We start from the raw sequence: 13,678 nt of genomic DNA on the forward strand, positions 1-13,678 counted from the left end.
GTCTCCTGTGGTTTCTGTGGATGCGGTGGTGGCGGCCCGGCCTCAGCCGAGCTTGCCCTTGACGGTGTCGTGCACGCGCTCGGAAAGCGGCCCGCACTCGGCGAGCAGCCCCTGCAGCTCGGTCAGCGCGCGGTCGGCCCAGGCGCGGTCCTTGATCTGCGGCGCGTTGATGTGCACGTTCAGCGCGGCGCTGCGCAGCGCGGCCCAGGCCGCGACCACGCCGACGCCGACGTCGCTGATCACGTTGAGGTTGCCGTGCACCACGGCGCGCTCGGTCAGGCGCACGGCCTCGGCGCAGGCGCGCGCACAGGCCAGCGGGGCCTCGGTGGCCAGCTTCAGGCCGGCCTGGATGGCGGCGCTGCGCACGGTCTTCTCGTCGTCGCTCGCCTTCGGCAGCTTGTAGGCCGCCATCAGCGCGTCGAACGCGGCGACGTCCTCGGCCACCATGCCGGCGAGCCGCGCGCGCAGCGCCTCGGACTCGGCCAGCAGCTGGCGCATCTCGGCCTCGACGGCCTCGTAGCCCTTCTTGCCGATCGTCAGGTTGGCCACCATCGACACCAGCGCGGCGCCCATCGCGCCCATGATCGCGGCGGCGCTGCCCCCGCCCGGCGTCGCGTTGCCGCTCGCCAGCTCGTCGAGAAACTTGCTTGTCGTCAGATCGTCGATCACGTTCCTGTCTCCTTCACTCACCCTGCACGCAGGTCACGGCGCCCCGAGTGGCCGCCGCGGATCCGGCTCCGCCGGTCCGCCAGCGGCCGCCCCCTCGGGGGGAGCGGCGCAGCCGCAACGGGGGGGTCGTCATCTACCCCACCATGGTCTTCGCAATGGCGTAGATCTCCTCGCCGTCGAGCACGAGGTCCTGCTGTTCGAACATGCGCGCGATGCAGGCGCGATGCAGCGCGATCTTCAGCGCGCCGAAACCGATCGCGCCGAACACCGTCTTGCCGTGGCGCTGGGCGCCCTTGTCCATCATGTCGATGCCCTCGATGCCCAGCGTGGGCGTCGCGTTGGCGTCCGACAGCAGCTCGAGCTGCGGGTGGTCCTTCCACGCCGCCTCGTCGAGCAGCGCGACGCCGGCCGCGCCGGTGGCGAACACCAGGTTCGCGCCTTCGATGGCGCGGGCGCGGGCCGCGTTGTCGTTCGCCTCGATCGCGTCGACCTCGATCTTGAAGCGCTCGGCGATGGCCCGTGCTGCCGCCTGCGCGCGCTCCAGCGTGCGACTGGTGATCGCCACGCGCGCGCCCTCCTTCGCCAGCATCACCGCGGCGCGCTGGCCCACCGGGCCGGTGCCGGCCAGCACCACGGCGCGCTTGCCGGCCAGCGAGCGGCCGTGCGCCAGCCACGCCACACCGGCCGCGGCGGTGGTGTTGGAGCCGTTGCTGTCGAGCATGACCGAGACGCGGAAGTTGGCGAAGAACTTCTTGCGCACGGCCTTGAACAGCGCCTCGCCCTCGGCCATGTTGGAGCCGCCGACGAAGATCGCGGTGTTCTTCTTGTCCTTCGGCGCGCGCGTGAAGATCGCGCCGTCGACGAGCCCGCCCACGTTGGCCGGCGTGATGCCGCCATAGGCCGTCACGTGATCGGCGCCGCCGTCGTAGGCGACGACGTTGTCGAACACCGCCGGGTGCGGATCGGTGTCGAATTGATAGAGCAGCTTCTTCATCGTGAGGCTTTCGTCAGGTCACGAGGTGTTGCGGGGTGCCCGCCGCCCACCGATCGATGTTGTCGATCAACTGGTCGGCCAGGAACTGCATCGCGCCGTCCGAGGCCCAGGCGACGTGCGGGGTGAGGATGAAGTTCGGGCGCCGCACGTCCAGCAGCGGGTGGCCGTTCTTCGGCGGCTCGGTGGTGAGCACGTCGAAGCCGGCGCCGGCGATCAGGCCCTCGTCCAGCGCCTGGATCAGCGCCGCCTCGTCGACCAGGCCGCCGCGCGAGGTGTTGATCAGCAGCGCGTTGCGCTTCATCCGGCGCATCTGCTCGAGGCCGATGATGTTGCGCGTCGACGGCGTCAGCGGGCAGTGCAGCGAGAGCACGTCGCTCTCGGCCAGCACCTGCTCGAAGGGCGTGAACTCGACGCCCGGCATCTTCGGCGGCTCGTGGTCGGCGAAGATCACCTTCATGCCGAAGCCGCGCGCGATCGCCGCGGTGCCCTGCCCGATCGCGCCCTCGCCGATGATGCCCAGCGTCGCGCCGTGCAGGTCGCCGATGTCGTGGGTGAAGAAGCAGAACTGGTCCGACTTCTGCCACACGCCGTTCTCGACGTCCTGGCGGTAGGCCAGGATGTTGCGGCGCAGCGCCAGGATCAGCGCGAACGCGTGCTCCGGCACCGTGTGCACCGCGTAGTTGCGGATGTTGGCGACCGCGATGCCGTGCTCCTTGCAGTAGGGCACGTCGATCACGTCGTAGCCGGTGGCGGCCACCGCGATCATCTTCAGCTCCGGCAGCTGCTTCAGCGTCTCGGCCCGCAGCGGCACCTTGTTCGTGATCGCCACCGTCGCGCCGCGCAGCTTCGCGACCACCTCGTCGACCGAGGTCTTCTCGTGCTCGACGTAGCTCGCCGCCTGCGCCGGCTTGCGCACCTTCGCCTTCAGCGACGCGCGGTCCAGGAACACCACGGAATGACCCATCACTCGTCTCCTCTTCTTCGTGCCAATCACCGCCCTGCCCCAGCCAGCAGCCGCCGCGGGCCGGCTCCGCCGGCCCGCCAGCGGCGCCCCCTCGAGGGGGAGCGCCGCAGGCGCAACGGGGGTGGGTCAATCAATGCGCGCCTTCGGTCGACCCCATCGACTGCGAGGCGTAGACCACTTCACTGCGGGCGACCTTCTTCTTGGGCACGTTGTCGTGGGTGCGGAAGTACTTCTGCGCCGCGGCGACGCCCGAGCCCGGTTCGATCTTGATGCCCACGTCGAGCATGGACATCTCGGCGCCGGCCAGCGCGCCCAGCACCATCAGCTCGTTCAGGTCGCCCAGGTGGCCGATGCGGAACACCTTGCCGGCCACCTTGCTCAGGCCGGCGCCCAGCGACAGGTTGTAGCGGCGGAAGGCCACGTCGATCACGTGCGCGCCGTTGATGCCCTCGGGCACGACGATCGCCGACACCGTATCGGAGTACCACTTCGGCGCCTTCGCGCACAGCTGCAGCTTCCAGCCGTCCAGCACCGCGGCGCGCACGCCGGAGGCCAGGTAGGTGTGGCGCCAGAAGATGTTCTCTAGCCCCTCTTCCTTGATCATCGTCAGCGACTCGCGCAGGCCGTAGAGCATCGGCAGCGCCGGCGTGTACGGGAAGTAGCCGGTGGCGTTGGCCTTGATCATGTCGCCGAAGTCGAAGAAGCAGCGCGGCGCGGTCGAGGTCTCGCGCGCCTTCAGCGCCTTCTCGCTGGCGCAGACGATGCCCAGGCCGGCCGGCAGCATCAGGCCCTTCTGCGAGCCGCTGACGCAGATGTCCACGCCCCACTCGTCCTGGCGGAAGTCGATGCTGCCCAGCGAGCTGACCGCGTCGACCAGCAGCAGCGCGGGGTGCCTGGCGTCGTCGAGCGCCTTGCGCACGCCGGCGATGTCGCTGGTGACGCCGGTGGCGGTCTCGTTGTGGGTGGCGATCACCGCCTTGATCTTGTGTTCCTTGTCCTTCTTCAGGATCTCGGCGTACTTCTCGACCGGCACGCCCTCGCCCCACTCGCACTCGACCGTCTCCACCTGGAAGCCCAGGCGGGTGATCATGTCGATCCACAGGTGGCTGAACTGGCCGAAGCGCGAGGCCAGCACCAGGTCGCCGGGCGACAGCGTGTTGGTCAGCGCGGCCTCCCAGCCGCCGGTGCCGGTGGCGGGGAAGATGATCGGGGTGCCGGTGGTGGTCTTGAAGACGGCCTTCAGGTCCTCGAGGACGCTCTTGGTCAGGTCGGGGAACTTGGACGAGCGATGGTCTTCCATCGACACGACCATCGCGCGCTGCACGCGCTCGGGCACGTTGGTGGGTCCGGGAACGAACAGGAAATTGCGGCCAGCCATGTGAGTCTCCTTGGTTGCTGGGATTCGGAATCGGTGGGTCGTCGAAGTGCGGGGAAGTACGCGCGCGATCAGAGTCCGTGGACGTCGGCGCCATAGACCGGGAATCGCCGGCACAGCGCCGTGACCTCGGTGGCGACGCGCGCGATCACGGCATCGTTTTCGGGTGCCTCCAGCACGTCGGCCATCAGGTTCGCGATCGCGGTGGCTTCGGTCGTGCCGAAGCCGCGCGTCGTCATCGCCGGGGCGCCGATGCGGATGCCACTGGTGACGAAGGGCTTCTCGGGGTCGTTGGGAATGGCGTTCTTGTTGACCGTCATGTGCGCGCGGCCGAGCACGGCCTCGGCGGCCTTGCCGGTGATCTTCTTGGCGCGCAGGTCGAGCAGGAACACGTGGCTCTCGGTCCCGCCCGAGACGATGCGCAGGCCGCGCTCGGTGAGCGTCTTCGCCATCGCCTTGGCGTTGGACTTGACCTGCTGCTGGTAGCTCCGGAACGCCGGCGAGGCGGCCTCCTTGAAGGCCAGCGCCTTGGCGGCGATCACGTGCATCAGCGGGCCGCCCTGGATACCCGGGAAGATCATCGAGTTGAGCGGCTTCTCGAACTCGGCGTTCGCGAGGATCAGGCCACCGCGCGGGCCGCGCAGCGTCTTGTGGGTGGTCGAAGTCACGAAGTGCGCGATGCCGACCGGATTCGGGTACTCGCCGGCGGCGATCAGGCCGGCGTAGTGCGCCATGTCGACCAGCAGGTAGGCACCGTGGCGGTCGGCGATGTCGCGCAGGCGCTGCCAGTCGATCACCATCGAGTAGGCTGACGCGCCGGCGACGATCATCTTCGGCTTGTGCGTCGCGGCCAGTTCGGCCACCTGCGCGTAGTCGATGGTCTCGGTCTCGGGCTCCAGGCCGTAGGACACCGACTTGTAGAGCTTGCCGCTGAAGCTCACGCTCGCGCCGTGCGTCAGGTGGCCGCCGTGGGCCAGCGACATGCCCAGGATGGTGTCGCCGGGCTGCAGCATCGCCATGTAGACGCCGGCATTGGCCTGCGAGCCCGAATGTGGCTGCACGTTTGCATATTCGGCGCCGAACAGCGCCTTCGCGCGGTCGATCGCCAGCTGCTCGGCGACGTCGACGTGCTCGCAGCCGCCGTAGTAGCGCTTGCCGGGATAACCCTCGGCGTACTTGTTCGTCAGCACCGAGCCCTGCACCCGCATCACACCGGGGCTGACATAGTTCTCGGAGGCGATCAGTTCGACGTGGTCCTCCTGGCGTTGCAGTTCGTTCTGCATCGCAGTCCACAGCTCGGGATCGGTATCGGCAATGCGCAGGGAAGGATCGAACACGGCGGGCTCCAGACGGGTTGATTCGGAGGTCCGTTGCGACTTTCGGAGCCGCTGCAGACCGTGGAGAAAGTCTAGGAGCGGGTCGTCGAAATGACTCATTAGTCTTTTTGGCCGACCGGCTCAGAAAGACCAATGACCGGCGGCGCGCACCGCGCCTAACATCGTTCGCAAGCGGTCCGGCGCCGAGCCGGTCTGTTGAAATCGCGCCACCGCAACCACCGACCACCGGTCGCACAACGACATGTCTTCCCAGGGTTCCGACCTGCTACGCCGGATGTTCGATGCCGCGGTTGCGGCAGCTGCGCCCTCGCGCTGTCTGGGCGCGCACCTGCCCCCGCTGCCGCGCGGACGCACGCTGGTGATCGGCGCCGGCAAGGCGGCCGCCTCGATGGCGCAGGCGCTGGAAGCGCAATGGCCCGGCGAGCTGTCGGGCATGGTGGTCACGCGCTACGGCCACCGCGTGCCGACCGAACGCATCGAGGTCGTCGAGGCGGCCCATCCGGTCCCGGACGCCGCGGGCCGCGCAGCCGCCGGCCGCATGCTGGCGATGGTGCAGGGTCTGCGCGAGGACGATCTGGTGATCTGCCTGATCTCCGGCGGCGGCTCGTCGCTGCTGGCGCTGCCGGCCGAGGGCCTGACGCTCGAGGACAAGCAGGCGGTGAACCGCGCGTTGCTGAAGTCGGGCGCCAACATCACCGAGATGAACTGCGTGCGCAAGCACCTGTCGGCGATCAAGGGCGGCCGCCTCGCCGCGGCCTGCGCGCCGGCTCAGGTGCTGACGCTGACGATCTCCGACGTGCCGGGCGACGACCCCTCGGTGATCGCCTCGGGCCCGACGGTGGCCGACGCGACGACCTGCGCCGACGCGCTGGCCATCCTTGCCAAATATGCGATCACGGAGCCGAAAGCCGCGATCGACTACATCCGCCGCGGCCACGACGAGACCCCGAAGCCCGGCGATCCGCGCCTCGCGCGGGCCCGCCAGGTGATGGTGGCGACGCCGCAGATGTCGCTCGAGGCCGCGGCCGGCGTGGCGCGCGCCGCCGGCATCCACCCGGTGATCCTCGGCAACGCGATCGAGGGCGAGGCGCGCGAGATGGCGCTGGTGCACGCCGGCATCGCGCGCCAGGTGGCCGAGCACGGCCAGCCCGGCCCGACGCCCTGCGTGCTGCTGTCCGGCGGCGAGGGCACGGTGACCGTGCGCGGCCAGGGCCGCGGCGGACGCAACGCCGAGTTCCTGCTGGCGCTGGCGGTGGCGCTCGACGGCCACCCGCGCATGCACGCGATCGCCTGCGACACCGACGGCATCGACGGCACCGAGGACAACGCCGGCGCCCTGCTCGCCCCCGACACGCTGGCGCGCGCCCGCGCCCTGGGCCTGCATGCGCCGGCCTTCCTGGCCAACAACGACGGCTACAGCTACTTCTCGGCGCTCGGCGACCTGGTGATGACCGGCCCGACGATGACCAACGTGAACGACTTCCGCGCGATCCTGATCGAGTGACGCGACGACAGGCGCGCCTCCCCTTTCCTTCCATTCCACCCGCACCAGACGAGAGAGAGAGAGACAAGATGGCCTCCGACATCGAAATCGCCCAGAAAGCCACCCTCCGGCGCATCACCCAGGTGGCGAGCGAGAAGCTCGGCATCGCCGACGAGCACCTGGAGCCCTACGGCCACTACAAGGCCAAGCTCTCGCTCGACTACGTCGACTCGCTGAAGGACCGCCCGAACGGCAAGCTGATCCTCGTCACCGCGATCAGCCCCACGCCGGCCGGCGAGGGCAAGACCACCACCACCGTGGGCCTGGGCGATGCGCTCAACCGCATCGGCAAGAAGACCCTGGTGTGCCTGCGGGAGCCCTCGCTGGGCCCGGTGTTCGGCATGAAGGGCGGCGCGGCCGGCGGCGGCCATGCACAGGTGGTGCCGATGGAGGACATCAACCTGCACTTCACCGGCGACTTCAACGCGATCCAGCTGGCCAACAACCTGCTGGCCGCGATGATCGACAACCACATCCACCACGGCAACGAGCTCGACATCGACGTGCGCCGCATCACCTGGAAGCGCGTGCTCGACATGAACGACCGCGCGCTGCGCGACATCACCTGCTCGCTCGGCGGCCCCGGCAACGGCTACCCGCGCCAGGACGGCTTCGACATCGTCGTGGCCTCCGAGGTGATGGCGATCTTCTGCCTGGCCACCTCGATCGAGGACCTGAAGGAGCGCCTGGGCAACATCGTCGTCGGCTACACGCGCCAGCAGAAGCCGGTGACCGCTCGCGAGCTCAAGGCCCACGGCGCGATGACCGTGCTGCTGAAGGACGCGCTCAAGCCCAACCTCGTGCAGACGCTCGAGAACAACCCGGCCATCCTGCACGGCGGCCCGTTCGCCAACATCGCGCACGGCTGCAACTCGGTGATCGCCACCCGGACCAGCCTGAAGCTGGCCGACTACGTGGTGACCGAGGCCGGCTTCGGCGCCGACCTGGGCGCCGAGAAGTTCATCGACATCAAGTGCCGCAAGTCGGGCCTGCGCCCCGACGCGGTGGTGCTGGTGGCGACGATCCGCGCGCTCAAGTTCCACGGCGGCGTCGACGTGAAGGAGCTCAACACCGAGAACCTCGAGGCGCTGGAGAAGGGCATCGCCAACATCGAGCGCCACGTCGCCAACATCCGCGAGCACTACGGCCTGCCCTGCGTGGTGTCGATCAACAACTTCACCTTCGACACGGCGGCCGAGCTGAAGCTGCTGCAGGACCGCCTCGCGAAGCACGAGGTGCCGGTGATCGTCGCGCGCCACTGGGCCGAGGGCGGCAAGGGCGCCGAGGACGTGGCGCGCGCGGTGGTCGAGATCGTCGAGAAGGGCCAGAGCGGCGCCGCGGGCTTCAAGTTCGTCTACGACGAGTCGCTGCCGCTGCTGGACAAGATCACCGCGATCGCCACCAAGATCTACGGCGCGGCCAAGGTCAACGCCAGCGCCAAGGTGGCCGGCGAGATCAAGAAGCTGCAGGACGCCGGCTACGGCCACTACCCGGTGTGCGTGGCCAAGACCCAGTACTCGTTCTCGACCAACCCCAATGCGCGCGGCGCACCGTCGGGCCACACGATCGACATCCGCGAGGTCCGCCTCGCCGCCGGCGCGGAGTTCATCGTGATGATCTGCGGCGACGTGATGACGATGCCCGGCCTGCCCAAGGTACCGTCGGCCGAGAAGATCGATCTCGGCGACGACGGCAAGGTCGTCGGCCTGTTCTGAGCGGCCCCTCGCCGTCCGGAGTCCTTGCCATGCTGGCCCCCCTGCGCGCCGACGCCGCGCCCGCACTGCGTGTGCGCCGCCCGCGCCAGGGCGCCGACCTCGCCGCCTGGCTGGCCCACGCCGATGCGCTGCACGCGCAGACCATCGACATGGGGCTGGAGCGCGTCGTCAAGGTGCGCGACGCCTTGGGCCTGAAGCCCGGCTTCCCGCTGATCACCGTGGCCGGCACCAACGGCAAGGGCTCGACCTGCGCGCTGCTCGCGTCGGTACTGGGCGCCGCGGGCTACCGCGTCGGCGTCTACAGCTCACCGCACCTGCTGCGCTACAACGAGCGCGTGCGCATCGATGGCGCACCGGTCGGCGACGCGGCGCTGTGCGCGGCCTATGCGCGGGTCGAGGGCGCGCGCGGCCACACGCCGCTCACGCCCTTCGAGTTCGGCACGCTGGCGGCGATGTGCGTGTTCGCCGAGGCCGACCTCGACGCGGCGGTGCTGGAAGTGGGGCTGGGCGGCCGGCTCGACGCGGTGAACGCCTTCGACGCCGATTGCGCCATCGTCACCAGCATCGGCATCGACCACGTCGAATACCTCGGCCCGACGCGCGAGAGCATCGCGGTCGAGAAGTCCGGCGTGTTCCGCGCCGGCCGGCCGGCGATCTGCGCCGACCCCGAGCCGCCGGCCACGATCGCGCAGGAGGCCCGGCGGCTCGGCGCGCGCCTGCTGCAGAGCGGGCGCGACTACCGCGTGCGCCGCGACCCGGGCGACACCTGGACCCTGAGCCGCCGCAGCGGGGAACTCGGCGGCCTGCCGCTGCCCGCGCTGGCCGGCGACGTGCAGTTGCACAACGCCGGTGCCTGCCTGATGGCGCTGGAGACGCTGGCCCGCACCCTGCCGGTGGACGTCGCGCAGATCCACCGCGGCCTGCGGGAGGTGCAGCTGATCGGTCGCTTCCAGCGCTGGCGGCGCCACCCCGGTGCGCCCGAGGTGCTGCTCGACGTGGCGCACAACCCGCACGCCGCGCAGCGGCTGGCGCTGACGCTGACCCAGCACCCGGTGCCTGGCCGCACGCTCGCGGTGTTCGCGATGCTGCGCGACAAGGACATCGCCGGCACCGCGCAGGCGCTGCGCGACGGCGTCGACGCCTGGTTCGTCGCCGGCATCGCCGAGCGGCGCGGCGCCTCGGCCGCCGACATGGCCGCGGCGCTGGACGCCGCACAGGTGCAGCGCACGGTGCACCTGTGCGCGTCGCCGCTCGACGCCTACCGGGACGCGCTGGCCACGGCCGGCCCGGACGACCGCGTGCTGGTGTGCGGCTCGTTCTCGACCGTGGCGGCGGTGCTGCGCGAGCTCGAGGCGGAGGCGACGGCGGGCCGTTGATGCGGCGTGGCGATCCGGGCGTGCCCGCCGCGCAGTGGCGGGGACAGGAGCCTCGCCGATCGATCTACAAGCCGTAGCGCTTTCGCCAGCGCGCGGGCACGAGGGCGTCGACGGCCAGCGCGACGAGCATCGACGCGCCGAGCAGCGGATAGAGGAGTCCGAGCAGCAGCGCGACCGCGATCGCGCCGACGGCCGCCCGGTCGCCCGCCTTGCGCGGCGGCGCCGCCAACCGGCCGTGCGGGCGGCGCTTCCACCACATCACCACGGCCGAGACCGCCAGCACTACGATGGCCAGGCAGGCGGCCAACATCACGAGCTGGTTGATCCAGCCGAACTGGCGGCCGGTGTGGAGGCTGATGCCCCACTCGGTCGCGCGGCCGACGATGCCGTAGTCGGCGTAGCGGATGTCGGCGAGCACGGCGCCCGAGTAGCGGTCGAGATGGACCACGCGCACCTCCCGGATGTCGTCCGGGAAGCGCATCGCGGTGTAGGCACCGCGTGGTCCATCGGGCAGGCGCACCGGCGTGCCGGCCGGCATGCCCATCCGCGCCAGGATCTGCAGGGCGCGGTCCAGCCCCAGGCCGTCGGCCTGCGGGGCCCCCGTCGCCGGCGTCGCTGGCGCGACGTGCGCTCCGCCGTCGTGCTCGCCGTGATGCGGCTCGCCGGCAGGGTGCGGCGGCTCCGACGAACGCGGCGGCGGCACCTGACCCACGGCCCAGGGCACCGCCTGCAGGCCGGCCAGCGGGGGCAGCGCGGACGGCGGTGCCGGCCCCCACACATGCTTCGGCACGCCCAGCCCCCGTTCGGCGCTCAGGCGGCCGAACTGCTGCCCCCAGAACGCCGACCACGGCATGCCCGTCACGGCCAGGAACACGATCGCCACGGCGGCGACGATCCCGGTCACCGCGTGCACGTCGCGCCACCAGAGGCGCTGCGCCGGGCGCTCGCGGACGGTGCAGACACCCCCCGATCGCCCGCGCGGCCACCACAGGAACACGCCGGACACGACGAGCACCAGCGCCCAGCCGGCCACGATCTCGATCCAGTGGTTGGCCACCGGGCCGGCGATCGCCAGCGAGTGGAGGCGCTTGACGACCTCCATCAGCCGGTCGTCGTCGCGCAGCCTGCCCAGTTCCCGGCCATCGGCCGGGTCGAGGTAGACCGCGACGAGGCCCTCGGCCGTGCGGATGCCCACCTCGGCGCTGCGGCCCGGCCGGGCCGGCGCGACGAAGCGCACCGCCACGCCGGGTTCGGCCGCGAGGGCCCTGTCGACCAGTGCGGACGCTGCCAGCCCCGGCGCGGACCCGGCTTCGACGACGCGCAGCCGTGCATAGAGCAGCGACTCGATCGGGTCCTTGAACAGGTACAGCGCGCCGGTCGTCGCCAGCAACGCCAGGAAGGGCAGGCAGACCAGCCCGGCGTAGAAGTGCCAGCGCCAGACGCGCCGGTACAGCGCAGACTCGGAGGAGGCCGCGGCCTCCGCGGGGATCGCGTCGCTCATCGCGGCCTCAGAACTTGAAGCGCGCACCGACGTACACCGAGCGTGGCTCACCGGGCGTGAGGATGGCCGCGCTGGATTCCGCCCTGTCCTGCACGCTGAACAGCGAGACGTAGTTCCGGTCGGCGAGGTTGCGAGCCTCGGCGTAGAGCTCCCAGTGATCGCGGGTCAGGCCGGCGCGCAGCCCCCACAGGGTGTAGCGGTCGACCGTGTAGGTGTTGGCGAAGTCCGCGTACCGGCGCCCCACGAGATCGAAGGTGGGCCCGGCGAAGAAGCCGCTCGCATGGCGGTAGAGCAGTTCGCCGCGCACCGCATAGGTGGGCGCGGCAGGCAGCCGGTTGTTGCCGTAGTCGGCATCGCCCTTGAAGCGGAAGTGGTTGACCGTCAGGTTGAGCAGCGGCTCGACGCGGTGGGCGCCAGCGTCGTCGATCGCCAGGCTGGCGCCCAGCAGAGCCTCGACGCCGGCATGGACCGTGCCGTCGACGTTGGTCGACAGGCTGACGCCGGGCACCGGGGCACGCGACAGGATCTCGTCGCGCAGCCGCGCGTAGTAGACGGCGACGTCCCAGTGCCATTGGCTGCGGCCCGCGTCGTGCGTGCCGCGCGTGCCGACCTCCAGCACGGTGCCCTTCATCGCCTCCAGCGTCGACTGGTTGCCGCGCACGTCGTCCTCCAGCTCGTAGAGCGTGGGGGCCTCGTACAGGCGGCTCAGGTTGGCGAACAGCTGGATGGTGGGCGCCAGCTGGTGGATCAGGCCCACCCGCGGGTTGATGCTGTGGTAGTCGTCTTCCGGGTTGCGCAGGGCCCCACTGGACACCGTGATATTGCGGATCTCGCGGCGGGACGACACGGCCTGCGCGCCGTAGACCGCGGTCCAGTCCGGCGCGAACTGCCAGCGGTCCATCACGAACAGCTCCAGGCTGTCGGCCCGGTTGTCCACCTGCGTCGACAGCGTCGCGGCACCGCCGGGTTCGTATCCATAGTTGCCACCCTTCACGGTGGTGAGGCCCGCGTTCAGGCCGACCAGCAGGTCGTGTTCGCCGATGCGACGCTGGTAGCGCAGCGTGCCGCCGTGGTTGCGCTGCTCGGTGTCGATCAACAGGCTGAAGAACGGCGGCGCATAGACGATCGGGTGGTAAAGCTGCTGCTCCTCGTACGACAGACCGGCCGTGAGGCTGCTGTTCGCGTCGATGTCCCACGTCGTCTTGTTGGCGAGGCGCCACGTCTTCACGTTGTACTGGTAGTCGCCGGCCAGCGCGGCGGCCTGGGCCTGGCGCGGGTCGGTTCGCCATTCGTCGCGCGTCAGCGCGCCAGGCAATTGCTGGTCGTTGTCGATCGCGGTGGCGTAGAAGCGCGTCCGCACGGCATCGCCGAGCTGCCAGCCGGCATTGGCGTAGAGGCCGCTGCGCTCCTGGCGGTGGTGATCACGGTAGCCGTCGCTGCGCTTGCCTTCGGCGGTGACCAGCGCATCGAAGGCACTGGCCACCGTGCCCAGCGTGACGCGGGCCTGCCGCTGGCCGTGGCTGCCGCCGTTGAGCAGCAGCTCGTTCGGCGCACCGTCGCGCGCCGTGGGCGTGATGAAGTCGATCGCGCCGCCGAGCGTGCTGGCGCCATAGGTGAGCGCGTTCGCGCCGCGCGCCACGATGGCGTAGCGCGCCGACAGCGGGTCGACGTCGCGATTGTGGTTGTTGCCGTCGGCGGCGGTCACCGGCAGGCCGTCCTGCAGCAGCTTGATGCCGTTGCCGTCGTAGTTGGTGGCGTCGAGGTTGGAGCCGCGGCTGGACAGGAAGGACGAGTCGCCGGTGCTGCCGCTGGCGGCCCACAGGCCCGGCACGTAGCGCAGCATGTCGGCCAGGCTGGTGACGTTGCGCTGGCGCAGGGTCTCGCCGTCGACCAGCGTCACGGCGCCGGGCGTGACGGCCTGCTCTGCCGTCAGCGCCTTCCTGACCTGATCGGGCTCTCGCTCGGCAGTGATGACGATGGGCGGCAGTTGCGCCTCTTGCGGGCTCTGGGCCTGCGCGATCGCGCACGGGCCGAGGACGAGCGCAGACAGGACTGCGGGTGATCTTGAAAGCATGGTGAAGTTCCGGAAGCTGAGTCAGCGCCGCCGCCGGTCGGGCCGGCGTCGGGCGCGCGTCGTTCGGCACGCCGTCACTGCGCCCTGGGCGGGCAGCAGCGCAAACCGATGCGCACGGAAGCACCGTGTC

Annotated in this window: 10 protein-coding genes; 3 read left to right on the forward strand and 7 right to left on the reverse strand. The window is 70.6% G+C overall.

The window, feature by feature from the left end; translation table 11 throughout:
- Window positions 1-42 precede the first annotated feature (42 nt).
- From fchA to glyA, 5 genes are all read right to left on the reverse strand, one after another.
- Complete coding sequence (gene fchA / locus C1M51_RS05960) at window positions 43-669, reverse strand: methenyltetrahydrofolate cyclohydrolase (RefSeq protein ID WP_129448655.1); 627 nt, start codon at window positions 667-669, stop codon at window positions 43-45.
- A gap of 133 nt (window positions 670-802) precedes the next feature.
- Window positions 803-1,663, reverse strand: a complete 861-nt coding sequence (locus C1M51_RS05965) for an NADP-dependent methylenetetrahydromethanopterin/methylenetetrahydrofolate dehydrogenase (protein ID WP_129448656.1) — start codon at window positions 1,661-1,663, stop codon at window positions 803-805.
- A gap of 13 nt (window positions 1,664-1,676) precedes the next feature.
- Complete coding sequence (locus tag C1M51_RS05970) at window positions 1,677-2,627, reverse strand: D-2-hydroxyacid dehydrogenase (RefSeq protein WP_129448657.1); 951 nt, start codon at window positions 2,625-2,627, stop codon at window positions 1,677-1,679.
- A 130-nt stretch (window positions 2,628-2,757) separates the two neighbouring features.
- Window positions 2,758-4,005, reverse strand: coding sequence for an aminotransferase class V-fold PLP-dependent enzyme (locus C1M51_RS05975; protein WP_129448658.1), 1,248 nt, complete (start codon window positions 4,003-4,005; stop codon window positions 2,758-2,760).
- 68 nt (window positions 4,006-4,073) lie between these two features.
- Entirely contained in the window at window positions 4,074-5,285 is a 1,212-nt protein-coding gene (glyA, locus tag C1M51_RS05980) for a serine hydroxymethyltransferase (RefSeq protein ID WP_242500035.1), read from the reverse strand.
- Between the two features lie 295 nt (window positions 5,286-5,580).
- Between glyA and C1M51_RS05985 the strand changes: the two genes are divergently transcribed.
- From C1M51_RS05985 to folC, 3 genes are all read left to right on the forward strand, one after another.
- Window positions 5,581-6,843 (forward strand): glycerate kinase, encoded by a 1,263-nt coding sequence (locus C1M51_RS05985; RefSeq protein WP_129448660.1) that lies wholly within the window; start codon window positions 5,581-5,583, stop codon window positions 6,841-6,843.
- Between the two features lie 68 nt (window positions 6,844-6,911).
- Window positions 6,912-8,597, forward strand: coding sequence for a formate--tetrahydrofolate ligase (locus tag C1M51_RS05990; protein WP_129448661.1), 1,686 nt, complete (start codon window positions 6,912-6,914; stop codon window positions 8,595-8,597).
- A 29-nt stretch (window positions 8,598-8,626) separates the two neighbouring features.
- Complete coding sequence (gene folC, locus C1M51_RS05995) at window positions 8,627-9,973, forward strand: bifunctional tetrahydrofolate synthase/dihydrofolate synthase (protein ID WP_129448662.1); 1,347 nt, start codon at window positions 8,627-8,629, stop codon at window positions 9,971-9,973.
- A gap of 64 nt (window positions 9,974-10,037) precedes the next feature.
- Here folC and C1M51_RS06000 read toward each other — a convergent pair whose 3' ends face one another.
- Window positions 10,038-11,474, reverse strand: a complete 1,437-nt coding sequence (locus tag C1M51_RS06000) for a PepSY domain-containing protein (RefSeq protein WP_129448663.1) — start codon at window positions 11,472-11,474, stop codon at window positions 10,038-10,040.
- A 7-nt stretch (window positions 11,475-11,481) separates the two neighbouring features.
- Entirely contained in the window at window positions 11,482-13,548 is a 2,067-nt protein-coding gene (locus C1M51_RS06005) for a TonB-dependent receptor (RefSeq protein WP_129448664.1), read from the reverse strand.
- Between the last annotated feature and the right edge of the window lie 130 nt (window positions 13,549-13,678).

The organism is Methylibium sp. Pch-M (genome assembly GCF_004136295.1).
Classification (GTDB): Bacteria; Pseudomonadota; Gammaproteobacteria; order Burkholderiales; family Burkholderiaceae_C; genus Methylibium; species Methylibium petroleiphilum.